Raw genomic sequence first — 24244 nt, 5'->3', positions numbered from 1 at the left:
AAATTACATAATATTTTAAACATGTCTATGAAATAATCAATGTTTCACGTGAATCATTATTTACCAACACAAAACTCTGAAAAAATAATATCAAGTAAATCTTCAACATCAATATCTCCCGTAATTCTTCCAAGAAAATCACTTGCACGACGGAGATGTTCTGCACGTAAACTAAGATCAAGAGAATGATAATTGAGAGAATTTTCAATCTCCTCAACAGCTTCCTTTAAAAGTTGAAGTTGTCTTTTACGCGCCGGAACAAGGTTTCCAACTTCAGAAGCACGATGATCACAAAAAGATTCAAGTTCTCTGATAAAACAATCAAAATTTAAACCCGTTAATGCAGAAAATTGTATAGACCAACACGGATCATTTTTTTCATAAAGATCAAGCTTATTGCCAACGCGCCATATTTCAGCCGATGTTTTTGGTAAATCAATTTGCTTAGGATTTCCTATATCATAAACCAAAATAACTAAATCAGCTTCTCTAACATGCTGTTTAGCAACTTCTATCCCTAATTGTTCTATTTTATTTTCTGTTTTTCTAAAACCAGCAGTATCCGTTAAAAAAACAGGTAAACCACCAAGAATGAGTCTCATTTCTAAAGCATCACGCGTTGTTCCTGCTTCTTCTGTCACAATGGCAACAGATCTTCCTGCAAGACGATTCATAATGCTTGATTTTCCAGAATTTGGAGCCCCTGCAATAACAATTTTTAATCCATCACGTAAAATACCTGCACGCTCCCCTTTAGCAATATGTTCTCGAAGAGAAGTACAAAGATCTTCCACATCTTTCCAAATTTTATCAGATATCGCGTTAGGAATATCTGCTTCATCAACAAAATCAAGTTCTGCTTCAATAAAAGCACGCGCCTTCATAAGCTTATGGCGCCAATCACGATAGAGTTTTGTTAAATGCCCACTTGTCCCCATAACAGCTAAACGACGTTGGCTTTCTGTTTCTGCTTCTATTAAATCAGCAAGACCTTCTGCTTGAACAAGATCTAATTTTCCCTCCCTAAATGCACGACGAGAAAATTCACCGGCCTCTGCAATACGGCATCCAGAAAATGTCGATAATTCATCAAGAAAACGATTAACAACCGCTTTTCCTCCATGTAAATGAAACTCTGCACAATCTTCCCCCGTAAAACTATGAGGTGCAGGAAAAAAAACAGTTAAAGCAGAATCTAAAAAACTACCATCACGAGCAGTAATATTTCCATAATGCATAAAGCGTGCTTTAGGTAAACAACCACAAAGCGTTTTAACTATATGCTCAACATGAGGGCCAGAAAGACGGATGACTGCAACCCCCGAAGGTAACAATCCACTCGAAACAGCAAAGATTGTATCCACAGGTTCTATCCTAATAAAAACTTTAATGATTCTACGTATTCATTGAATCAAAAAATTCACTATTATTTTTTGTTTGCTTTAACTTATCAATCAAAAATTCAATTGCATCTGTTACATTCATAGGTGCTAAAATACGACGAAGAACAAAAATTTTGTGCAAATCTTGTCGTGCAACCAAAAGTTCTTCTTTACGCGTTCCTGACTTCAAAATATCCATAGCAGGGAAAATACGCTTATCAGCAACTTTACGATCAAGAACGATTTCCGAGTTACCAGTTCCTTTAAATTCTTCAAAAATGACCTCATCCATACGGCTTCCTGTATCAATCAAAGCCGTTGCAATAATAGTTAAAGATCCACCTTCTTCAATATTACGTGCAGCACCAAAAAAACGTTTTGGACGTTGTAAAGCGTTTGCATCCACACCACCTGTCAAAACCTTACCAGAAGAAGGAACAACCGTATTATATGCACGCCCAAGACGTGTAATAGAATCCAGAAGAATAACAACATCACGTCCAGATTCAACAAGGCGTTTGGCTTTTTCAATAACCATTTCTGCCACTTGTACGTGACGTATTGCTGGTTCATCAAAAGTAGAAGAAACCACTTCTCCCTTCACTGAACGCTGCATATCCGTAACTTCTTCTGGTCTTTCATCAATCAAAAGAACAATAAGATAACATTCAGGATGATTAGTGGTTATAGAATGAGCAATATTTTGAAGGAGAACTGTTTTTCCAGTCCGTGGTGGTGCAACAATTAACCCTCTTTGTCCTTTTCCCAATGGAGATATTAAATCAATCACACGCGATGACATATCCTTTTCTGTAGGATCTTGTATTTCCATTTGGAAACGTTCATTTGAGTAAAGAGGAGTAAGATTATCAAAGTGAATTTTATAACGAATCTTTTCAGTTTTTTCAAAATTAATTGTATTAATTTTAAGAAGGGCAAAATAACGTTCCCCTTCCTTTGGACTCCGTATAGGGCCTTCAATGGTATCACCTGTTTTTAAAGAAAATGACTGAATTTGTGATGGTGAAAGATAAATATCGTCGGGTCCAGGAAGATAGTTAGCGTCAGCAGACCGCAAAAATCCAAACCCGTCTTGCAAAACTTCAACAACACCTTCTCCTATAATTTCGACATCTTGTAGAGCAAGTTTTTTCAAAATCGCAAACATTAATTCTTGTTTACGCATAAGCGAAGCATTTTCGACTTCTAACGTTTCAGCAAAAGAAACAAGTTCAACGGGATTTTTGCTTTTAAGTTCTTGTAGTTTCATTTTTTGCATGAAATATGCTCTTTTAACTAAGGAGAGAATTACCTTAAACAATTTATGGAAATTTTATAGAATGAAATATTCCTAAGAAAATAACATTTTACACTCAATTTTTTGAATCCGCAAGTGTCATTTATATGAAATTTATTCGTGTAATATTAATAAATTATATGAAAAATTTTAAAATTATAAAATCCAGATAGTATTCTAATTATTATAACAGAAATATGATTAAAACTGTAACATTTATGAAATATTATTCAAAGATATTTTTAAAATTTATTAATAAATTTATATTTTAAAGGAAAAATTCTTTTTATTTAAAGCTGTGTTTAGTGTGGATTATTATTTATCCTTCACTTATCCTCGATTTTATCCACACAAGAGAAGAAGAAAAGAATAAAAATAACATTGTCTTAAAGACATTATCCCCTCTTTTCTTCTATAAAAGGTGTTTGATTATCACAAGCATTTAATTTGTGCATAATAATGGAAAGTTTTTTCTAAATTTTGGTTTTATAAAAATTGATAAGGATATATACACATGTCTTAACAAGGAGTTAAAATTTTTGTGATAAAAGAAAAAAAATCCTTTCATTTACACATGCTTTCTGATGCAACGGGGGAAACATTAATCTCTGTTGGAAGAGCTGTAACATCGCAGTATACAACGAGTGAAGCAACAGAGCATATCTATCCTATGATTCGTAATAAAATACAGTTACAAAAAGCTCTTGATGAAATACAACAAGAGCCAGGTATTGTTCTTTACACAATGATTGATGAAGAATTTAAACTTCTTCTTCAGAAAAGATGCAAAAAAATAAAAGTTCCCTGTATTGATATATTGCATCCTGTTTTAAATGCTTTTCAGTCATACCTTGGAATGCCAACCCATTTACGTGCGAGTGCACAGCACGATCTCAATGCAGATTATTTTCGCCGTATTGAAGCGCTAGATTTTACAATAGAACATGATGATGGACAGTCTTCCAGTAGCTTATCTGAGGCGGATGTGGTTCTTGTAGGAATTTCAAGGACTTCTAAAACACCAACAAGTATCTATTTAGCAAATCGCGGAATCAAAACGGCTAATGTCCCCCTTATTCCTAATATTGATTTGCCAGAATCCCTTTTAGAAGCAAAAAATTCTTTGATTATTGGTTTAATTGCTTCAGCTGAAAGAATCTCACATATTCGCCAAAATAGAGATTTGGGAGAAGGTTTTGCTCTTGAGAGTTATACGAATCGTATTAACATAGCTGAAGAATTAATCTATGCAAAACGCATTTGCGAACGTTTTGGTTGGCCTATTATTGATGTCACAAGACGCTCTATTGAAGAGACTGCTGCTGCAATATTTGAACTTTTATCACGATTTCGTGAAGGAAAATAAGAGAAAATTCTCATGAACACAGAGACATTAATATTAGCATCTCTTAGTTTTTATCGTGCACAACTATTGAAGAAAGCAGGTTTAAATTTTTTCATCGAAGGAGCTTCTTTTGATGAAAGAGAAATAGAAAAAAAAGCAAAAGGAAAAACACCTAAGGAACTTAGCTGTTTTCTCGCAGGTGCAAAAGCAAAAAATGTTTCAGATCGTTTTCCTAATGCTTTCGTTATTGGTTGTGATCAAGTGCTTGATTTGGAAGGTAAAGTTTTTCATAAAGCAACAAATATTAAGGAAGCACATAAACGTTTATGTGAATTATCAGGAAAAACACATTCTCTTCATAGTGCGGTAGCTTTATTTAAAAATGGTCAAAAAATTTGGGGTGAGGCTTTTAGCGCACATATGTCTGTGCGTTTACTCTCGTCAGAATTTATTGAACGTTATTTAGTGCGTGTCGGAAAAGATGTCTTGAATAGTGTAGGAGTCTATCAAATTGAAGGGGAAGGGATTCATCTCTTTGAAAAAATTGATGGAGATTTTTTTACCATTGTTGGTTTACCTTTACTGCCTCTGCTCGTAAAATTGCGTCATTTGGGGATTATTGATGGCTGATTTAATAACAAGACAAACAAATTATCCCCGCGCTTTTGTTGTTGGTTTTCCTATCCATCATTCAAAATCACCAAGAATTCATAATTTTTGGCTGAAACAATATGGTTTACAAGGGGAATATCTTGCACAGGAAGTAACCTCTGAAGAATTCAATCATTTTATGACTTCTTTACAAAAAATGGGCTTTTGTGGGGGAAATGTTACTCTGCCACATAAACAAGAAGCCTTTCGCTTAGCAGATTATAAAGATGAAAGAGCGACAATGATTGGTGCTGTTAATACACTTTGGTATGAAGGAGATAAACTTTGTGCCACAAATAGTGATGCCTATGGTTTTAGCGCTAATCTTGATGATTTTGCATCTGATTGGGGAGGGGAAACAGCTCTTGTCTTTGGGGCAGGTGGTGCTGCACGCGCGATCCTATACGCTTTAAAAAAATGCGGATTTGAACAGATTTATCTCGTTAACCGTACAAAACAACGTGCTGATAATTTAGCTCAGCATTTTGGAAAACCCATTAAAGTTTACGATTGGCATAAAATCCATGAAATTCTTTATCAAGCTGATTTGATTGTTAATACAACTTCCATAGGCATAAAAAATACAGAAGAAAAAAGTACTTCTTTTTTTTGTGATTTTCATAAAGCAAAAGAAACGGCATTGGTAACAGATATTGTTTATACACCATTGATAACCCCTTTTTTACAACAGGCAAAAGCTTGTGGTCTAAGAACTGTTGATGGATTTGGGATGCTTTTACATCAGGCTGTTATAGGTTTTGAACGATGGTTTGGAATAAGACCACAGGTAACAAAAGCATTACGGACAGCTATTTTAGAGGATATGAGTAAAGAAAGAGAATGAAGGTCATAGGATTAACGGGATCGATTGCCATGGGAAAGTCGACGGTTGCGGATTTTTTCAAGCAAGCGGGTATTTCTGTTTTTAGTGCTGATGAAGCAGTACAACAGCTTTATAAAAGTGAACCAACTTTGTCACGCATAGAGCGTATTTTTCCTAGTGTTATTGAAAACGGTGAGGTTAATCGTTTGAAACTTTCTGAAATTTTGATTGCTAGTAAGGAAAAATTACAAACATTAGAAAAAATAATTCATCCTTTGGTACAAGAAAAGGAAAGAGAATTTATTGATACAGCACGCAAACAGGGGAAAAAATTAGTTATTCTTGATATTCCTCTTCTGTTTGAAAAAAATGGTGAAAGTCGTGTAGATAGCGTTATTGTTGTTTCTGCTCCACCGGAAATACAAAAAGAACGTGTAATGATTCGTCAAGGTATGAATGAGAAAAAATTTGCCTTTATCAATGCGAGGCAAATGTCGGATGAAGAAAAACGAGAACGTGCTGATTTTATTATTGATACAGGGAAAGATTTAGAGAATACACGTCAACAGGTTTTTGATGTGATAAAAAAAATACTAAAGAATTGAAATCATGCGTGAAATTATTTTTGATACAGAAACAACAGGTTTAGATAAAGAGAAAGATCGCATAATCGAAATTGGTTGTGTAGAAATGGTTGATCGTTATCTTACAGGGCGCCAATTTCACGTTTATTTAAACCCTGAAGATGTTATTATTCCTGACGAAGTTGTGGCAATTCACGGATTAACCAATGAACGCCTAAAAAACGAGAAAAGTTTTAGTGATATCGTTGATGAATTTTTGGAATTTATCAAAGACGCGACCATGATCGCGCATAATGCAAGTTTTGATATAGGTTTTATTAATGCAGAATTAAAACGCGTCAATAAGCCGCTTATCAGTGTTGATAATATTCTTGATACATTGGCTATGGCACGGCGTAAATTCCCTATGGGTCCTAATTCTCTTGATATTTTATGCAAACGCTTTGGAATTGATAACAGCCATCGTGTTCTTCATGGTGCTTTGCTTGATGCAGAGATTTTGGCCGATGTTTATATTGAATTGATTGGTGGAAAGCAGGGCGTATTGGGTTTTGATAACAGAAGGGATACTGATGAACATACCCAAAATGATAAAGATGCTCCTTATACAGTTAAATTGCGTCCACAGATTTTACCTTCAAGATTGAGTGCACAAGAAAAAAAGTTACACGCTGATTTTATCAATAAAATGGGTGAAAAAGCTTTGTGGAATAACTTCAAAGTTTATGAATAACACCCTTACCTTTTCTCTAAAAAAGTTACTTAAGCTTAAAAATGAGAAATATAGATGTCAAAAAAAACGGTCGTTGTGGGGAGGGGAACACCACAACGACCCTGTCGCTACATCGTACCTCAGCTATCATAGGAGGAGCAAAATGAAAGCTATTAATCCTGTAACAGCAAAGAAAAGCTCTAGGTACGTAATATAAAGTGCAACGACTTCATGTCTTATGGAAAGAAAAAATGGCTTTTTAGAGGCAAAATGAAAAAATTAAAATAAAAGTGAAAAAAATATATAAGGGTAATGTGTTTTCTTAATTGAAATGGAGAAATAAAATTGTCATGAAAGCAACAGATCATCTTTTGTTGGTTGACGGATCGGGCTATATTTTTCGCGCTTACTATGCTTTGCCGCCTTTAAAACGTAAAAAGGATGGACTTCCTATAGGAGCAGTAGCTGGTTTTTGTAATATGTTATGGAAATTACTCTGTGATGCTCGTAATACAGCAACTGGTATTGTTCCAACACATTTTGCTGTTATTTTTGATTATTCATCTGATACTTTTCGAAAACAAATTTATCCTCAATATAAAGCGAATCGTTCTGAACCTCCCGAAGATTTAATTCCTCAATTTGCGTTAATACGCCAAGCAACAAAGGCCTTTAATTTGCCTTGTATTGAAAAGGAAGGCTTTGAAGCGGATGATTTGATAGCGACCTATACACAATTAGCAACAAAGGTTGGTGCAAAGACAACCATTATCTCTTCTGATAAGGATCTTATGCAACTCGTCAATACACATGTATCCTTGTATGATGGAATGAAAGACAAACATATAGGTATCTCAGAAGTTATAGAAAAATGGGGTGTTCCTCCTGAAAAGATGATTGATTTACAAGCATTAATTGGAGATTCGACGGATAATGTACCGGGTATTCCAGGCATTGGACCAAAAACTGCTGCTCAGTTGTTAAATCAGTTTGGTTCTCTTGATCTTTTGTTACAACGCGTGACTGAAATTAAGCAAACAAAACGACGTGAAAACATACAAGCTTATAGTGAACAGGTTAAAATTTCTCGTGAACTTGTTAGGCTTAAAACAGATGTTCCTATAGATAATGATTTAGATGATTTTATTTTGGAAACACAAGATGGGCCACGCTTAATTGCCTTTTTGAAAGCGATGGAGTTTTCAACATTAACGCGTCGTGTGGCAGAGGCGACGGCGTGCGATGCCGCTGTTATTGATGCACTTGATGTAGATGTTGAATGGGAAAAGTCTAATGACCAGCATGATTCTAATACCAAGAACATAGAGCAAAAATTCCATCATAATTTTTCTGAAAATTCTCCACAAGTTTTTGCACAAAAGCGTAAAGATCAAGCACTAACCCAAAAAATTACAAGAGAGACTTATACAACGATTTTTGATGAGGAGGTTTTAAAAGAGTGGTTATCACAAGCACAAGAACAGGGTTTTTTCTCTTTTGATACTGAAACAACCTCTCTTGATCCGATGCAAGCAAAGCTTGTTGGTTTTTCACTCGCATTACAACCAGAAAAAGCAGCCTATATACCTCTTGAACATTTTGATGAAGGAGAGGATGACCTTTTGAGAGGCGGACGTATTGCTTCGCAGATTGAGACCTCAAAAGCTTTAGCACTTTTAAAACCGTTATTAGAAGATTCAGCAGTGTTAAAAATTGGTCAGAACATAAAATATGATTGGTTGGTGATGAAGCAATACGACATTGTGATACGTTCTTTTGATGATACTATGCTTTTGTCTTATGCTTTGGATGCAGGAACTTTAACCCATAATATGGATGATCTATCTGAACGTTGGCTTGGACATAAACCAATTGCCTATAAAGATTTAACGCATAACGGTAAAAAGATAACCTCTTTTGCACAAGTAGATTTAAAACAAGCAACTCTTTATGCGGCGGAAGATGCCGATATAACACTACGCCTTTGGCAAGTTTTGAAACCACAACTTGTCTCTCGGGGGATGACAAGAATTTATGAGCGCCTTGATCGTCCCCTTGTAGAAGTTCTTGCAAGAATGGAAGAACGTGGGATTCTTATTGATCGACAGATTTTATTGCGTCTTTCAGGGGAATTGGCACAAGCTGCTTTGATTTTAGAAGAAGAAATTTATCAGTTAGCTGATGAGAAATTTAATATTGCTTCGCCAAAGCAATTAGGGGATATCCTTTTTGGCAAAATGGGATTGCCTGGAGGTGCTAAAACCAAGGGTGGACAATGGTCAACTTCTGCACAGACTTTAGAAGAGTTGTCAGCTGAAGGTCATGTTTTACCGCGTAAAATTATTGAGTGGCGTCAACTTGCAAAGCTAAAATCTACCTATGCCGATGCTTTGCCTTCTTATATTTTACCAAAAACAGGGCGTGTTCATACGAATTATTCTTTGGCAATAACATCAACAGGGCGGTTATCATCATCAGAGCCAAATTTGCAGAATATTCCAGTGCGGACTGCTGAAGGACGTAAAATTCGAACAGCTTTTATTGCTCCCAAAGGACATGTTTTGCTTTCTGCTGATTATAGTCAGATTGAATTACGCATTCTTGCACATGTTGCGGATATAAAAGCATTAAAAGAAGCTTTTGCTAAAGGATATGATATTCACGCTATAACGGCATCACAAATGTTTGGCGTTGCGATAGAGGGAATGCATTCAGATATACGACGGCGTGCAAAAGCGATTAATTTTGGTATTATTTATGGTATTTCAGCGTTTGGATTAGCCAATCAATTAGGGATTTCACGCCAAGAAGCAAGTCGTTATATTCAACTTTATTTTGAAAGATTTCCAGGAATTAAAGATTATATGGAAAAGATCAAAAGTTTTGCGCGTGAGAATGGTTATGTAGAAACAATTTTTGGACGTCGTGTCCATTATCCAGAAATAAGTGCAAAGAATGTAAAAATTCGTTCTCTTAATGAGCGAGCGGCGATCAATGCTCCAATTCAAGGTTCTGCGGCCGATATTATTCGCCGTGCTATGATACAGATGGAAAATGCTTTAAAAGAAGAAAATCTATCAGCAAAAATGTTACTGCAAGTACATGATGAGCTGATTTTTGAAGTACCAGAAGAAGAGAGTGAAAAAACTATGGCTGTTGTTAAAAATATCATGGAAAATGCCACAATGCCGGTTTTATCTTTGTCTGTACCTCTTGAAGTGAAAGTCATGACGGCTCAAAATTGGGATGAGGCACATTAACTTTTTTCATTTATTTTTAAGGATGTTGATTGCATTAGCAAGATTAAGATAGGCTTTGATCGGTAAATGATCTGAGGCAATGCGCGCAAGTGGTGAATGGTGATTTTCAAGATTTGTTACCAATTGGTGAGGAAAGGCAAAAACGCGATCAAGGGCTAAGAAGGGAAAGCGAGAGGGAAAGCTTGGTACAACTTCAAGTGTGCTATCAAAATAGGGGGAAAAATGGTTTAAAGATGAGCCTTTTCCTATCCGCCATTCATTAAAATCTCCAATGAGGAGTGTAGGCATAAGGGAGCGTTTTTGCAAAATTGCAAGAAGCATTTTTGTTTGTTGTTTACGAGAATAACGTAATAAGCCAAAATGAGCCGCAATAATACGAATAGGACCTGCTGCCATTTCCAACTCTACAATGATGGCCCCACGTGGTTCAATACCAGGAAGAGTGACTTGCAAAGTATCACGCACATATCCCTTTCGCAAAAAAAGAGCATTCCCATGCCAACCATGACCACGGGGTGACATAGTATCGAGAGGCACAGGGATCAAGCCGGTTTCAGCTTTTAATAGCGGAAGATTAATCAAACCAATACGTTCTCCAAAACGTTTATCAGCTTCTTGAACAGCAAGGATATCAACTTGTAATTCAGTAATAACACGGACAATTCGTTTAGGATTAAAAACTTTATCAACACCTACGCATTTATGCACATTATAGGAAGCAACGGTCAGATCATAATGATGATTTGGGTTGAGGATATTTGATTGATGATGAGAACGGCTATAGATTGCCTTTAAAAAGGAGCTATGGAGTTTTTGTTGGACAAAACCAGTAAACCGAGGGAATTTTTGTTTATAAGGTATTTTTATCATTTTGCGAAAAAAATAATACTTAAGAGGTGAAGGGTAAAAACTTACACTAAAAACAAAAGAACCTTGTCTCTTTTAGAAACAAGGTTCTCTCATTGAGTTATGATTTTTGCAATCAGTCACGGTTTGAGCCGAGAAACTGTAGCAAGAAGACAAACATATTGATGAAATCAAGATAAAGATTTAATGCACCCATAATGACTTTGCGTCCTGTGGTGTCGCTTTCATCTCCTTCATAATACATCAACTTAATACTCTGAGTATCGTAAGCTGTTAAACCAGCAAAGATAAAAACACCAATCACGGAGATAGCAAATTGCAAAGCACTTGATCCAAGAAAAATGTTTACAATCATAGAAAGCAATAAACCAATCAATCCGATGAATAGGAATGAACCAATTGCTGTAAGATCACGCTTTGTTGTATATCCATAAAGCGAAAGGGCTCCAAAAGTTGCAGCGGAAATGACAAAGGTTTGAACAACACTTTCTGTTGTATAACGCAAAACGATTGAAGAAAGTGAAAGCCCAACCAGAGCAGCATAACCAAAAAAGAGGCTACGCGCAGTATTTGTGCTTAGCGTATTAATTTTAAAACTGAGGAATAAAACAGCAACCAGTGGTGCAAACATAACAATATAAGCGAATGGCGATGTATAAAATGTTACCCCGAATGATGTCAAATAAACACTGCTATTGATCTGAGCTGCTGCTTGGCTCATATCTGTTGTCGTTGCTAATGACACAATTACATAGGCGGCAGCAGCTGTAATAAGCAAACCAATGGCCATTGTATTGTAGACACCCAACATATAGTTGCGCAATCCCTGATCAATTGATGCATCGGCATGAGAAGCAGGCGCCGAACGTAAATTTTTAAAATTAGCCATAATATAAAATCCTTTAGCATATGTCCCGTCAGATATTGGTTTTTAAAGTGTCTCTCTCCTTCCAGAGACAAGTCTCATATAAGCCTTTATTTAGCAAATACAAAAAACCTTCAGAATCACTGGCGGAATTCCAGCATATCTCCCTTTATTATGGAGATTTATTAAAAAATTACAAGAGATTTATCAAAGCAAGAAGTTTACAAATTAGTAAGGAAATGGTTCATTTTAATGAAAAATATTTACGTTTTTTACCATATTTTTTCACGATAAAAAGACGGGACTAAAACTTTTCATTATTCACAGGAATTCTCTAATTCTCACCTATAAAATACCTATTTATGATGAGGAGGAAAATGGTACGTGACATTACGCTATTTTTCAATCCTCAAGATTGCATCTGTTCTATCCAGCTAAAAGACTTAAAGTTGAATTGCGTATTTTGTATAACATATTGATATATAAAAATATATTAATTCTTAAGTTCTTATAAGGGTAATAAGTTTTTTTACTCTCAAATACTTCCCCAAAAATATTGTAAGATTCTTTGATGATAAATCTATTTATATTAAATCAATCAAGATCATTTTCTTGCACGACATGAGCAGGATTGGCATGCGGATAAAAAGAAGTAAAAATATCTCTCATAAGCTTTCTTAAGTGCAAAGAGCTATAGCAAAACATTGAGAGCTAGAAAATAATATGGTGATGCCAATTTTCTTCTTCGTAAATATAAAAATGATTATGCATCATAGATTTTGCATTATATGCATCACAAGTTTTACATTATGAAACAACAAAACATATACCTATAGCTCTGTCACTTTATTGTTGAAAATAACTTTTTCATTTAAAAATAAAAAAATTTGAAACAATGAAAAATGGCAATTTAAAGCAGCTTGAATTCAATATAAAGTTATGATTTAAAATCAATAGATTAAATTCATACTTTATTGAGAAAAGACGAATAGAAATTAAAATCACAAAAAAAACTTATAACAAGTATCTTAGTAGACAACAGTAATCATTTAATAAATACTTTCAATATTCTAAAGTTTGTTTATCGACAGTGATTATGAAGAGTGTAAGGTAAAATCTTCTCTGAAGAGCTTATCATATTATGCGCGTATCATCTTGACTTAATAAAGGTACAAGCTGCTACTATCGTACTCTTTTTTGTTTCTAATGCTGCGGCAAACTTGGTATGTGGGAGCGTTCATAAGGGGTATTTTTATTTATTTTTTCGTTACATTCTTCATGAAGAGCAGAGTGTTATTGGATTTTCAATTCACTGACTTGTTTTAGAAGATATCCACAATGCTTTCCAAGTTCATTTTGTGACAGAGTCTGTGAATGGTATAGCGTAAAAGCTTCCATAAAATAATATAAAATCTACAGAGCATCTCTATCTCTACGCTTATAAAGGAATAAGCTGCAAGCCAACATCGTCTTTATATATTATCAGCTTTTAATGTTGCAACAACCTTTGGCACTTTAGACTCTAGACTCTTCATAAGAGATAATTTTATTTTGCAGCTTTTATTTAAACGCAAACCCCACTTGTATCGTGCAAGAGACATGGTTTTAATGGATTCAACATGAACAGATTTAAATGACAGAATCTTATAATATTCGAGATTTTTGATCCAACATATAAAACGGTAAATTATATTTATAATCAATAGCTTGATTTTAAAACACCCCTTTAAAACTAGTTGAAAAAATTTTCTTTATTAAACAATATATAAAAATTAAAGAGAGTTTTTTAACGAAGCTAAAGAAAAGTGCTTTAAAGAAATGATATCTGTAAAAACTAAAAAAACATACGAAAAGCAATTATTCTAAGAAAATAAATAGAACTTTAAATGCTGAAAAATACTTTCATCTCAGGATAAGAGAGAAGATATACGGGTAAAAAGTATTGATTTCTATCTGAGTTTATTTCTTTTGCCTTGACTAAAGATGAAAATATAAAGTCTCATAAAGAAAATATGTAAAAACGAGGAGACGCAAGAATTATTCAAGAGAAATCAATTTGTAATCAAGCTTATGATGGTTAAAGATCTCTGTTTTTTAAAGGGCGATGATAACATCAATGGGAAGATGTATGGTTAGAATGACGTTTTGCTCTCATCCAAGTACGCAATTCTTCAATAAGGATGGCAATAACACCAACAGTGATAAAACTATCTGCAAGATTGAAAATAGCAAAATAAAAAATATCATCAATATGGAAAAGTATATAATCGGTGACATGATGAAAGCGAATACGATCAATAAGATTGCCGATTGCTCCTCCAATAATGAGTATAAGACCAAAGCGCGTTAAAGACTTATTGTATTCAGTATTTTTCCATAACCATAAAAGAAAGATAGTCACAATAATCGTGATGGCAATGATTCCCCAGTGAGAAAAGGAAGAAAAAAACGAAAATGCAATGCCAGAGTTACGCACATGATAAAGGGAAAGAAAAGGAATCAGCGGGATTTCTGTTCCTAAAGGCATATTGTTTATAATCCAGTACTTAACAGCTTGATCAAGCCCTGTTGTAATCGCTAGGCCTAAGAGAAGAAAAGAGAGTGATTGACGGATCATATTTTTTCCTCGCATGGTTCCAGTGTTAAATAAGGGCGACGGATTTCATAAAGCATCACAGCAGTTGCTATTGCTAAATTAAGCGAATCAGCACGTCCACTTTGTGGAATACGCGCGAGTTTATCACAGCGATTTGTAAGAATATCGGATAACCCCTGTTTTTCATTTCCCATTAAAAGGATAACAGGACCATTTTTCAAATCAAGTTTACGATAATCCAGAGATCCCTTGAGATGCGTGCCAACGATCATGCCTTTAAAGTGAGTAGACCAGTTTAAAAAGGCACTTTCATCAAAACGATAAAGGGGGATAGAAAAAATTGATCCCATGGTTGCACGAACCGTTTCAGGTGAGAAAGGATCTGTTGTTTCTCCAATTAAAATAACACCTTTAGCACCTACGGCATCAGCCGTGCGAATAATGGTTCCAAGATTTCCAGGATCACGCACACGATCAAGCGCGATGTAGACATCTTTATCCTGTCCCTTTATCATTTCAAGAGGTTGCCATTTTTGTTTGAAAATACCAATAACTGTTTGTGGATTATCGCGCCGAGTCAGTGATTCCATAACCTTTTGTGAGGCTTTGATAACAAAACTACCATTGGCTACAGCACGTGCAGCAGTATTTTCGATAGCAGCATTACCAATTTCGCTTTTAGAAAAAATAAGCGTCTGTATTGTCCAGCCGAGATTGAGAGCATCAATAACTAGTTTTAACCCCTCTGCCATGAAAAGACCTTCGCGATTACGGTTTTTCTTTTGGCTAAGTGCTTTAAGGTCTTTTATGATGGGGTTGCTAAGAGAGGTAATTTCTTTCACTCTACCAGTTTTAGGTGTATACATATTTAAGCAATCCAACGGCTAAAAAGAGAAGTAGAAAGGGCACGCCCTGCAGCTTCTTCTCGCAAAATAAGTTCTCCTGATTCGACCGTACCCCCAAGATTTACAAATGCATCACGCATTAAAGCATGAAGTGCAAAGAAGGAAGCACGAATAGAATAAGCTGTAAGGACAACAGAGAGTGGTTTATCAGAAAGAAGTTTACGACAATTTGTAATCATGGCTGGTAAATGATCAAATAGCTGCCAAACTTCGCCATGGGGGCCACGCCCATAAGCAGGAGGATCAAGAAGGATCATATCATAGCTTTTTTTACGACGCAGTTCACGCTCGACAAATTTTACAGCATCGTCGCAAATCCAACGAATAGAACGATCTGGTAATCCTGCTCTTTTCTGATTAGCTTTTGCCCACGCAATGGCTTTTTTAGAAGCGTCAACATGGGTAACGTTTGCACCCGCTCGTGCTCCAATCAAAGAGGCAACACCTGTATAGCCAAAAAGATTCAATAATTTGATAGGACGTGCGGCTTTAAGAATTTGTTCTTCCATAGAGCGCCAATGGGCATCTTGTTCCGGAAAAAAACCCACATGGCGAAAGGAAGTAAAACGACCCAGAAAGGACAGCCCATTCCAAGAAAGGGGCCATGTTTCATCAAGTGGCGTTTTAGGGAAATACCAACGCCCCACACCTTCCTCATCAAGTTTACCAGTAAAAATAGCATCAACATCAGCCCATTGTTTTTTTGATAAAGTGGGTTTCCATAATGCTTGACCTTCTGGTCGAATAATTCGATAATCTCCATAACGCTCTAATTTTTTTCCGTCCCCAGAATCAATGAGAGCATAACTTTCATTCGTACTCGTTTCTAAAATAAGGGGTAACTTTTCCTGCGGATATCTATTCTTGTGGGAAGATTGAAAGTATTGGGCAGGCATGTTTTGCATCACGATACATGAGGGTGTAAAAATTACATTATAAAGCTCTTAAACGTCTCATAAAAGTGTAAAAGAGCTAAAATCAATTAAAATACGTATAGAAAAAGAGCACTTTTAACGCTATATTGGATATAAAATACTAAAGAGAAAAAGGTTTCATAAAAATACCATTACACCAGATTTGCGATAGACGTTTTTAATTTCTCAATCTCGCCTTTGCTTTTTTTGAGAGCTCTTTTGCATTTGTGATAGGACAACCAATTGATTAAACTTCCTAATGTAATACCAATAGCAAAGAAAATTAAGAGCCATATAAAGAGGGGGGCATGATAAGTAAAATTTCCAGAATTTGCTCGAAAAGGGGCAAGCGTTAACGGAACCATTTGACGATTAGCTATGATAAAGACAATTAAAAATGCTGCGAGAATCACACCGATACTTGTTAAAATAATACGTTTAATGATCATAAGTTTCTCACTGATTAAGACGGTCGCGTAAATCCTTACCAGTTTTAAAAAAAGGAATCCATTTTTCTTCAACCGCAACGGCCTCCCCTGTTCGTGGATTACGTCCATTACGGGCAGAGCGGCTTTTTACGGAAAAAGCTCCAAATCCACGAAGTTCTACACGATTACCATTTGCAAGTGCTGTTGAAATTTCTTCAAAAATAGCGTTTACAATATTCTCCACATCCCGTTGAAAAAGATGCGGGTTATGACGAGCAATAATTTGCACAAGCTCTGATTTTACCACAATAGCCTCACTTTCATACAAAAAACTTTTTTATCATTGTGCACTTCATACATATTACACTATATAAATGGATAAAAGCAAAATAAAACCAAGAAAAAACAAATTGCAAGAAACAAAATTTGAAAATAATTTTTATAAAGGTTATACAGCTTAAAAATGCGGAATATTTAAGAGATTAGGAGAGTATGTCCGTACACAATCATTCTGAAGTCTTTTCAACGCAATCATCTTTTGGAGATGTTTTTAAAAAAGCATCCCGTCATTCGCGTCGTATTAGCCTATTAAAAATTTTTTTACCCCTCTTAGCGTTGGTTTCAGCGTTGGTTTTTTGCTGGTTTACGTTTTTTTTGGTTCCTGATACTTCTGATCCTATGCCTTTGAATAATGAAGAGGATAGAGAGATGAACCTGACAATCCTTAATCCAAAATTAGAAGGGTATACACGCGCTCATGAACCTTATTGGCTTAAAGCAGAAAAGGCATTTCAAGATCATATGCACTCTAGAACAATTGGGTTGAAAAATATTACAGCGAAAGCATCTATGGGTCACCAAAGACAAGTTTTTCTCGCAGCACAAGGGGGCGTTTACGATAACATTAATGGTTTTTTACAGTTAGATAAGCCATTCACCATTACAACGAATGATGGGATAATGGTACAATTTATGTCGGCTAATATTAATTTATCTGAGGGACAGTTAAAAACAGATCAACGTGTGAATATCCAGCGAACTGGTTTGCATCTTGCCGCCAATGCCTTACAAATTCGAGACAAAGGAAAAAACATGTATTTCCATGGTGGTGTGCATTTAGTCCTCCAAAAGCAATGACACAATATTAATACCGAATCTCTAAGGGATATTTAAATAAAAGAGAATTCATGGGTATACATAGACAGAAGAATTGAAATAATGAAACCACACAAAAGATGGATAGGTATAACGTTAGCTTTTAGCATAGGAATGTTAGGAGGAGGAAGCTTTTTAGGATATGCTGAAGGGACCCATTTTGGAATAAGTCTATCAAGTGACAAGGAACCGGTAGAACTTCATGCAGATTCTTTAGAAATACGTGATAAAGAAGGGATAGCGCTTTTTAAGGGGGATGTGTCAGTGGTGCAAGGTGAACGTCTTTTACGGACGGCAAAATTAGTTGTCTATTATGATAAAACCCACAAAGGAACGGATAGGAACAAGGAAGATACGAAGGCATCATCTGTTGCTTTGTTTGGTTCGTCGGGCGTACAGAAAATGGAAGCTTTAGGAAAAGTTTATATAAAAATTGCGACGCAAACTGCCACGGGAGATAAAGGTGTTTTTGATGGAAAATCAAAAATGATGAGTTTGACAGGAAATCACGTTATATTAACGGATGGTGATAATGTTGCAACAGGATGTAAACTAACAGCAAATATGGAAAGTGGAAAGGCTTTTTTAGAAGGTTGTGAAACACCTAAGAAAAAGGGGCGTGTTTCTATTATTTTAAAACAGAATCAAAAGAATGGCCATTAAGGTTTCATGTTTGGAATCAAAAAAAAACAAACTGATCAGCATGATCTTATAAGTGAAGCTTCAAAAAAGCGTTTAAAAGGGACTTTAATTGCTAGTCATTTGATTAAAGTTTATCGCGGAAGGCTGACAGTTAATGGTGTTTCTTTTGGCATTCGTACAGGAGAAGCGGTTGGTATTTTAGGACCCAATGGGGCAGGTAAAACAACGTGCTTTTATATGGTTACGGGTCTCATAAAATCTGATGGAGGATCCATTAAAATTGATGGATTTGATATTACGCGTCTTCCGATGTATCGACGTGCGCGTTTAGGTATTGGGTATCTTCCGCAAGAAGCTTCGATTTTTCGTGGTCTTTCAGTAGAAAATAACATTAAAGCTGTCTTAGAAATCGTTGAAAAAGATCGCCTTAAACAACGTGAAGAGTTAGATAGCCTTTTACATGAGTTTAAAATTGATCATTTGCGTAAAATGCCTGCACTTTCGTTATCGGGAGGTGAACGTCGACGACTTGAAATTGCACGCGCTTTAGCTTCTCGTCCCAGTTTTATGTTACTTGATGAACCATTTGCAGGAATTGATCCTATTGCTGTTTTTGACATTCAACAACTTATTCGTCATTTAACCAAGCGTGGTATTGGTGTTTTAATAACGGATCATAATGTGCGTGAGACATTAGGGCTTGTCGACCGCGCTTATATTATCCACACAGGGAAAGTGTTAGTTCACGGTTCTCCTAATGATATTATCAACAACGTTGATGTCCGCAGAATTTATTTAGGAAATCAGTTTTCTCTTTGATTTTACAGCTTTCAAGAGTTTTCATTTAAATTTAACTGAGACAGCATGGCTGTCATGAACGCTATTCTCACATGTTTAGGTAATCACTATATTCTATAAGAATGGATGTGATTTCATTTTAATTGTTAATAAAGCACATTATCGATATATATTTTTATTATAGAAATAAAAATAACAGTTCCTTTCTTGTAGAAACAAGAATGACGCTGCTAAAAGCTGTAAATCACTCAAAGAATATAATTGTTTAGGATAAATATGTTTAATTCGGTCGCTCAATAAAATTTTCTCTAGTGATTCTATTTGTTACATTATTACCAAATAATCTCCTTATTTAGGCCAAAACTTCTTTGATGACTATAATTTTAAAATATTTTTATTGAGTGGTAAAAAATGCTTCGTCACTATAAAATGAGTTTTTTGTTTTATTAGTTTAGCTGACTTCATGATTGTATTATAGAAAAGATATTACTAGATTAACCGGATAATGAGTGATAAACGAGGCTGTAAATAAATTGCGTGTATTATTGAAAGGTAAGAGATATTCATCATATTTTTTTCTATCGAATCAAATAACATATCAATAATGCTGTTTTGAGTATTTTGAGAAAAGCACTAGTTATATATTGCAGTTATTCAATAACGATTGTTGTATTTTGTTGGTTTGTATGGCATATTTTTAAATAGGAGCGCGGTTCTAGATATCAGGCTAAATCTATAAATCTTTTAAAATAATCATTAAACATCTAAAAGCCTTTAGATTTTTGTTATAAGGTTGTGTTCGAGCTATACAATAATTATCAAAGTAAAGGTCTACTTTTCCCTGTATGCTTCTCGTTTTATTAAGAAGTCATTTTTAAATGAAAAAAATCTTGATGGAAAATATCAATTAACTTTTATGATAAGTTTAATAAATTTATGAATAATGACCTTTTCTAGTATCGTAAGGAAATTAATTTTATGAACAACTTCATTTCTTTGTTTTCTCATGCTGTTAATGAGAAGCTAAATACTATCTATGATTGCGTTAAAAGTAATATGAGATGTATTGAGCCATCACTCATGATAACTTGAAAAGTAAAACACATACAATGATGCACGAAAGTGAAAGAACGTTAAATATCTATACCGATTTATGGGTAAGCGTTTGAGTGTGTAAAAGGAAAATTAAAGGATGAATTTGAGTGAGTTAATAGCACCGGAAGCAATTATTCCGGCTCTTAAGGCTAATTCGAAAAAACAAGTTCTGCAAATTTTAGCCGAAAAAGCGTCTCAGCTGACAGGTCTTAGTGAGCATGTAATTTTTGATATTGTTTTACAACGTGAGAAGCTTGGTTCAACAGGGCTGGGTGGTGGTATTGCGATTCCTCATGGAAAGTTACCTGATATTAATCGGATTATTGGTATATTTGCACGTCTTGAAAGTCCTGTTGATTTTGAAGCTCTCGATGACGAACCTATAGATCTCGTTTTTCTTCTTTTGGCGCCTGAAAGTGCTGGTGCAGATCACTTAAAAGCTTTGTCACAGATTGCACGTGTTTTGCGTCACGCTGATGTTGTGCAAAAATTGCGTAATACACAAAATGCCAATGCACTTTATACTTTATTGATTCAAACTTCAGAGTCAAACGCAGCTTAAAAGAAACTGTTAGTGTGCAGATTGCAAAGGATACACGTATAGAATGTAAGTGCAATATAATTTGTATCTTAAAGGGCTGATAAAAAGGTTATGTCACGCAATTTTGAGAAATCGTTTCTAAGCGAAATTTCTTTTTAAAGAGAAAGCAATGACAATGAAGTAAGTGTCTTTTCTTACTGTCGTATATCATTCAATCATTATGCTCTTACATGCGTTTATTTTGCTATGCTGTAAAACAATACCATATGAGGTGTCGTGAGATAAGGCATGTAAGTTTTCTTAATATATTAAATGCTAGAATATCTCGTAAATATTTTTAGGCAGGACTTGTTTGTTAGAGCCTTTAGTTTAAGCAAATCCCATGAATTGAAAAATAAGAGAAGCACGCTCAACAAGATCCAAACTGTTAACAGGCTAGATTTGGTTAATAATCTTCGTCCTTTGAGAGCGGCGAAAAAGTCAATAGGGAAATTTATTCGTGCATTAAGTCTATTCATAAGTTGAGTTTGAGTATTTAGGAATAATAATAATAAGGCTCAAGCAGAAATAAAGAGGTAGATTAAGAGATATTATGTTTTTTATATGAGAGGAGGGGGGCGACTCTTTTTATTAAGTTTGGTTTAGATGATAATGGGACGCAAAACTCTGTTGTAGAGGTCACGCTTTCCTTTTATATTTTCGCGCCAAGAATTTTCCAGATATCCTCATCAATTTGATTTTCACGAATATGAGGCAAGGGAGTGCTACGAACTCTTGTCAGAAGAAGCAAATGCAAAGCTATTTGTGTTATTATTATCGTTTTACTGCGTGCCTGATAAAAGGTAGGGACATCTCTCCAATCCATGAGCTGGTATATTTTGTGTGTTATGGCGTTGTTTGCCTAAGAAAGCTCGTGCTTTTGTTGTTGCTTGTAAGTCAACATCCAATCTCAAGGCAGTCGCATGTTTGAGACAAAGATAAAGATGCATCAATGCTGTCCGAGCAGCTCCAGCTTTTGTATGCCAAATGGGAAAAAGCGTATTGCGTATTTTAATTTGAATAATCTTTGAAACAGACAGACAGCCTAATTTGGGGAGAATATGAAGTTTTAAGGGTATAAACCAGTTCCCATTCTTACCATTACCTTTTAATTCAGCCTCATGACTTTCACAAGCATCTAAAGCGATATCTTTTAAATAATGGAGATTGCTTATTGCTTAACGCTTTTGTTTTTCACATGGTCTTTAATGGGGTCACGACCCTTACATAAAACAGAATACCCCGAATAGAAGATAGGTATGTTGCCAATTCACGACAACATATTGATTTATAATGATAATCTAGCGTTATTTATATTGAATTAGAACACCGAATAACGTAAGATTCTCTCATTTCAAATCTGTTTATGTTGTATCAATCAAAATCACTCATTTGCACGTCACAAGCGGAGCTGGTGTGTGGGTAAAATTTGTATAAGAAAGGAGTAAAAATGGTCCTTATGAACCGTCTTAATGCAAGATCTGTCGCAACATTGGGGGCTGGCAAATATAACGATGGTGCCGGCTTGTTACTCCATAAGCGTAAAGATGGTGGTGCTCAATGGATTTATCGTTATACCATTCACGGTCGGCGCCGTGAAATGGGCTTGGGTGCCTTGAGAGATGTCTCTTTAAAACAAGCGCGTGAGTTGGCAACGGGTTGGCGTTCTGTTCTTCGTGATGGGCGTGACCCCATTAAAGAGCGCAATAAACAAAAGCGTGAGGCAATAAGCAATCTCCATTATTTAAAAGATATTGCTGTAGATGCTTTTGAAAGTCGTAAAGCTGAATTAAAAGGGGATGGAAGAGATGGAAGTTGGTTTTTACCATTACGCCTTCATATTCTGCCCAAATTAGGCTGTCTGCCCGTTTCTGAGATTACACAAACAGAGATACGCAATGTCCTTGCTCCTATTTGGCATTCAAAAGCTGGAACTGCTCGAACAGCATTGATACGTCTTAATCTTTGTCTCAAACATGCGGCTGCATTAGGATTGGATGTTGATTTACAAGCAACAGAAAAAGCACGCGCGCTCTTAGGTAAACAACGTCATAAAACGCAAAATTTACCAGCAATGGATTGGAGAGATGTGCCGGCTTTTTATAAAACACTTTGCGAAGCATCAACCCTAACACGACTGGCTTTACGTTTGCTTATTTTGACAGGCGTTCGTACTAATTCCTTGCGTCATATTCGTGAAGATCAAATTGAAGACGATATATGGATTATCCCTGCTGAAAATATGAAAGGAAGGCGGGATGCTACAACAGAATTTCGTGTTCCTTTATCATCAGAGGCATTAGAAATCTTAAAACAAGCACGATTGCTTTCTCGTAATGACTTCTTTTTTTCTGCAACCGGTCGCGGTCCCCTTGGTGAAAATTGCATGTCACAATATATGCAACAGATTGGACTTGAAGCACGTCCCCATGGTTTTCGTTCTAGTTTACGCGATTGGCTTGCTGAAACAACCGATGCCCCCTATGAAGTCGCTGAAACTATTTTAGCTCATACAGTAGGTGGCAAAGTAGAGCGTGCCTATCGTCGTACTGATTATTTAGAACAGCGTCGTGTTTATATGGATAAATGGGCGGCTTATGTCACAGGTCAATCTTAAGATATGGGGTGTAATACCCCATTATCTGTGGATAACTTTAGCTCTCTCTTCTCTCATTCTTTCTCAATAAGATTCATAAATTATCGCATTAGAAAATATATGATAAAATACTGTTTTCTATAAACTAAATACCTTTCATATGATGCAAAAATATGGTTAATAAATGCTTATGATTTGTTCTCATTTTTTTAATATTTGAAAGGAGTTTAGTATGATAGAAAATGATGTTCTTTTAACAGACCGTGAAAGTGCAAAATTGCTTCATATGAGTGTCTCAACTTTCCACCGTCATGTGACCAATGGCTCTTTACCAAAACCTTTAAAATTTGGTTTTTTATCCCGTTGGTTACAATCGGATCTTTTGAATGTTATCGAACAAGCAAAACAGCAACGTCAAAGTGATGCGGCATAAAAAAAAACTTGTCACATAAGGATGGACAAGGCTTTTCATTTTCACACGATGATTATCGATAGCAGAGTCCGTCCTATGATGCAATCATTATAGGATCAAAAAATATGTTTTCTTTTACGAATGCTTGGGGCATTACACGTGCCTTGCATGGGGTTTGGTATGGGCGTTATGGACTTGCCCGTTGTCCAGCTCATGATGATAGGCTGCCTAGTTTATCCATTACCAATGGACTTGATGGGCGTCTCTTGCTCATTTGTTATGCTGGTTGCTCTTTTAGAGAGATCATACAAGCGCTTAGAAGAATTGGCTTGCTTGG

General features: G+C 35.6%; 22 protein-coding genes and 1 pseudogene. 13 read left to right on the top strand and 10 right to left on the bottom strand.

All coding sequences use genetic code 11. The features are described 5' to 3' along the window. Positions 1-56: 56 nt before the first annotated feature. Together mnmE and rho are read right to left on the bottom strand one after the other, a co-directional pair. A complete protein-coding gene (mnmE, locus tag FNZ60_RS05145; RefSeq protein WP_142416602.1) occupies positions 57-1364 on the bottom strand; it encodes a tRNA uridine-5-carboxymethylaminomethyl(34) synthesis GTPase MnmE in 1308 nt (435 codons plus the stop codon). 31 nt (positions 1365-1395) lie between these two features. Beyond that, positions 1396-2661: a transcription termination factor Rho gene (gene rho, locus FNZ60_RS05140; protein WP_142416601.1), complete on the bottom strand. Its 1266-nt coding sequence runs from the start codon at positions 2659-2661 to the stop codon at positions 1396-1398. A 559-nt stretch (positions 2662-3220) separates the two neighbouring features. Between rho and FNZ60_RS05135 the strand changes: the two genes are divergently transcribed. From FNZ60_RS05135 to polA, 6 genes are all read left to right on the top strand, one after another. Beyond that, positions 3221-4045, top strand: a complete 825-nt coding sequence (locus tag FNZ60_RS05135) for a pyruvate, water dikinase regulatory protein (RefSeq protein ID WP_142416600.1) — start codon at positions 3221-3223, stop codon at positions 4043-4045. Positions 4046-4057: 12 nt separating this feature from the next. Continuing rightward, on the top strand, positions 4058-4654 hold the full coding sequence (locus tag FNZ60_RS05130) for a Maf family nucleotide pyrophosphatase (RefSeq protein WP_142416599.1): 597 nt from the start codon (positions 4058-4060) through the stop codon (positions 4652-4654). Next, complete coding sequence (locus tag FNZ60_RS05125; protein WP_142416598.1) at positions 4647-5519, top strand: shikimate dehydrogenase; 873 nt, start codon at positions 4647-4649, stop codon at positions 5517-5519. Before FNZ60_RS05130 ends, FNZ60_RS05125 begins: the two co-directional genes overlap by 8 nt. Further along, a complete protein-coding gene (gene coaE, locus FNZ60_RS05120) occupies positions 5516-6103 on the top strand; it encodes a dephospho-CoA kinase (RefSeq protein WP_142416597.1) in 588 nt (195 codons plus the stop codon). The genes FNZ60_RS05125 and coaE overlap by 4 nt, the downstream gene beginning before the upstream one ends. Before the next feature lie 4 nt (positions 6104-6107). After that, entirely contained in the window at positions 6108-6815 is a 708-nt protein-coding gene (gene dnaQ / locus FNZ60_RS05115) for a DNA polymerase III subunit epsilon (protein WP_142416596.1), read from the top strand. Positions 6816-7144: 329 nt separating this feature from the next. Continuing rightward, positions 7145-10054: a DNA polymerase I gene (gene polA / locus FNZ60_RS05110; protein ID WP_142416595.1), complete on the top strand. Its 2910-nt coding sequence runs from the start codon at positions 7145-7147 to the stop codon at positions 10052-10054. A gap of 6 nt (positions 10055-10060) precedes the next feature. Here the strand turns inward: polA and FNZ60_RS05105 are convergent, their stop codons facing one another. The 7 genes from FNZ60_RS05105 to ihfB all read right to left on the bottom strand — a co-directional run bounded on the left by FNZ60_RS05105 (position 10061) and on the right by ihfB (position 16936). After that, positions 10061-10924 carry an endonuclease/exonuclease/phosphatase family protein gene (locus FNZ60_RS05105; RefSeq protein WP_142416594.1) on the bottom strand — a complete coding sequence of 288 codons (864 nt, stop codon included), beginning with the start codon at positions 10922-10924 and terminating at the stop codon, positions 10061-10063. 112 nt (positions 10925-11036) lie between these two features. Beyond that, positions 11037-11810: a Bax inhibitor-1/YccA family protein gene (locus FNZ60_RS05100; protein WP_142416593.1), complete on the bottom strand. Its 774-nt coding sequence runs from the start codon at positions 11808-11810 to the stop codon at positions 11037-11039. Between the two features lie 2089 nt (positions 11811-13899). Further along, positions 13900-14403: a signal peptidase II gene (lspA, locus tag FNZ60_RS05095; RefSeq protein WP_142416592.1), complete on the bottom strand. Its 504-nt coding sequence runs from the start codon at positions 14401-14403 to the stop codon at positions 13900-13902. Continuing rightward, a complete protein-coding gene (locus tag FNZ60_RS05090; RefSeq protein WP_142416591.1) occupies positions 14400-15248 on the bottom strand; it encodes a TrmH family RNA methyltransferase in 849 nt (282 codons plus the stop codon). Before FNZ60_RS05090 ends, lspA begins: the two co-directional genes overlap by 4 nt. Before the next feature lie 2 nt (positions 15249-15250). After that, on the bottom strand, positions 15251-16183 hold the full coding sequence (locus tag FNZ60_RS05085) for a class I SAM-dependent methyltransferase (protein WP_142416590.1): 933 nt from the start codon (positions 16181-16183) through the stop codon (positions 15251-15253). Between the two features lie 170 nt (positions 16184-16353). Beyond that, positions 16354-16650 (bottom strand): LapA family protein, encoded by a 297-nt coding sequence (locus tag FNZ60_RS05080; protein WP_142416589.1) that lies wholly within the window; start codon positions 16648-16650, stop codon positions 16354-16356. A 7-nt stretch (positions 16651-16657) separates the two neighbouring features. Then, positions 16658-16936, bottom strand: coding sequence for an integration host factor subunit beta (gene ihfB / locus FNZ60_RS05075; RefSeq protein ID WP_142416588.1), 279 nt, complete (start codon positions 16934-16936; stop codon positions 16658-16660). Between the two features lie 185 nt (positions 16937-17121). On the opposite strand from ihfB, the gene lptC reads away from it, so the two are divergent. The 4 genes from lptC to ptsN all read left to right on the top strand — a co-directional run bounded on the left by lptC (position 17122) and on the right by ptsN (position 20881). Next, positions 17122-17766: an LPS export ABC transporter periplasmic protein LptC gene (gene lptC / locus FNZ60_RS05070; RefSeq protein WP_142416587.1), complete on the top strand. Its 645-nt coding sequence runs from the start codon at positions 17122-17124 to the stop codon at positions 17764-17766. Positions 17767-17847: 81 nt separating this feature from the next. Next, positions 17848-18447, top strand: a complete 600-nt coding sequence (locus FNZ60_RS05065) for an LptA/OstA family protein (RefSeq protein WP_142416586.1) — start codon at positions 17848-17850, stop codon at positions 18445-18447. 6 nt (positions 18448-18453) lie between these two features. Then, a complete protein-coding gene (lptB, locus tag FNZ60_RS05060; protein WP_142416585.1) occupies positions 18454-19245 on the top strand; it encodes an LPS export ABC transporter ATP-binding protein in 792 nt (263 codons plus the stop codon). Positions 19246-20416: 1171 nt separating this feature from the next. Then, a complete protein-coding gene (ptsN, locus tag FNZ60_RS05055) occupies positions 20417-20881 on the top strand; it encodes a PTS IIA-like nitrogen regulatory protein PtsN (protein ID WP_142416584.1) in 465 nt (154 codons plus the stop codon). Between the two features lie 583 nt (positions 20882-21464). Here the strand turns inward: ptsN and FNZ60_RS10120 are convergent. Continuing rightward, a pseudogene (locus FNZ60_RS10120) lies at positions 21465-22136 on the bottom strand (integrase); the annotation flags it as partial. Between the two features lie 213 nt (positions 22137-22349). Between FNZ60_RS10120 and FNZ60_RS05050 the strand changes: the two are divergent. From FNZ60_RS05050 to FNZ60_RS05035, 3 genes are all read left to right on the top strand, one after another. Then, complete coding sequence (locus FNZ60_RS05050; protein WP_142416583.1) at positions 22350-23516, top strand: tyrosine-type recombinase/integrase; 1167 nt, start codon at positions 22350-22352, stop codon at positions 23514-23516. Positions 23517-23727: 211 nt separating this feature from the next. After that, a complete protein-coding gene (locus FNZ60_RS05045) occupies positions 23728-23928 on the top strand; it encodes a helix-turn-helix transcriptional regulator (protein ID WP_142416582.1) in 201 nt (66 codons plus the stop codon). A 104-nt stretch (positions 23929-24032) separates the two neighbouring features. Further along, a partial coding sequence (locus FNZ60_RS05035) for a virulence-associated protein E (protein WP_142416581.1) occupies positions 24033-24244 on the top strand: 212 nt, incomplete at its 3' end.

It is taken from the genome of Bartonella massiliensis (assembly GCF_902150025.1).
Classification (GTDB): domain Bacteria; phylum Pseudomonadota; class Alphaproteobacteria; order Rhizobiales; family Rhizobiaceae; genus Bartonella; species Bartonella massiliensis.
This window is presented reverse-complemented; position numbering and strand designations above follow the sequence as displayed.

Excerpts from the sequence above, each read along its gene's own strand:
- lptB (WP_142416585.1), top strand. The coding sequence starts at position 18,454 with ATGTTTGGAATCAAAAAAAAACAAACTGATCAGCATGATCTTATAAGT.
- FNZ60_RS05125 (WP_142416598.1), top strand. The coding sequence starts at position 4,647 with ATGGCTGATTTAATAACAAGACAAACAAATTATCCCCGCGCTTTTGTT.
- polA (WP_142416595.1), top strand. The coding sequence starts at position 7,145 with ATGAAAGCAACAGATCATCTTTTGTTGGTTGACGGATCGGGCTATATT.
- FNZ60_RS05090 (WP_142416591.1), bottom strand. The coding sequence starts at position 15,248 with ATGTATACACCTAAAACTGGTAGAGTGAAAGAAATTACCTCTCTTAGC.
- FNZ60_RS05105 (WP_142416594.1), bottom strand. The coding sequence starts at position 10,924 with ATGATAAAAATACCTTATAAACAAAAATTCCCTCGGTTTACTGGTTTT.
- ptsN (WP_142416584.1), top strand. The coding sequence starts at position 20,417 with ATGAATTTGAGTGAGTTAATAGCACCGGAAGCAATTATTCCGGCTCTT.
- dnaQ (WP_142416596.1), top strand. The coding sequence starts at position 6,108 with ATGCGTGAAATTATTTTTGATACAGAAACAACAGGTTTAGATAAAGAG.
- FNZ60_RS05085 (WP_142416590.1), bottom strand. The coding sequence starts at position 16,183 with ATGCCTGCCCAATACTTTCAATCTTCCCACAAGAATAGATATCCGCAG.
- FNZ60_RS05080 (WP_142416589.1), bottom strand. The coding sequence starts at position 16,650 with ATGATCATTAAACGTATTATTTTAACAAGTATCGGTGTGATTCTCGCA.
- FNZ60_RS05045 (WP_142416582.1), top strand. The coding sequence starts at position 23,728 with ATGATAGAAAATGATGTTCTTTTAACAGACCGTGAAAGTGCAAAATTG.
- rho (WP_142416601.1), bottom strand. The coding sequence starts at position 2,661 with ATGCAAAAAATGAAACTACAAGAACTTAAAAGCAAAAATCCCGTTGAA.
- FNZ60_RS05130 (WP_142416599.1), top strand. The coding sequence starts at position 4,058 with ATGAACACAGAGACATTAATATTAGCATCTCTTAGTTTTTATCGTGCA.
- FNZ60_RS05065 (WP_142416586.1), top strand. The coding sequence starts at position 17,848 with ATGAAACCACACAAAAGATGGATAGGTATAACGTTAGCTTTTAGCATA.
- lspA (WP_142416592.1), bottom strand. The coding sequence starts at position 14,403 with ATGATCCGTCAATCACTCTCTTTTCTTCTCTTAGGCCTAGCGATTACA.
- FNZ60_RS05050 (WP_142416583.1), top strand. The coding sequence starts at position 22,350 with ATGGTCCTTATGAACCGTCTTAATGCAAGATCTGTCGCAACATTGGGG.
- coaE (WP_142416597.1), top strand. The coding sequence starts at position 5,516 with ATGAAGGTCATAGGATTAACGGGATCGATTGCCATGGGAAAGTCGACG.
- lptC (WP_142416587.1), top strand. The coding sequence starts at position 17,122 with ATGTCCGTACACAATCATTCTGAAGTCTTTTCAACGCAATCATCTTTT.
- FNZ60_RS05100 (WP_142416593.1), bottom strand. The coding sequence starts at position 11,810 with ATGGCTAATTTTAAAAATTTACGTTCGGCGCCTGCTTCTCATGCCGAT.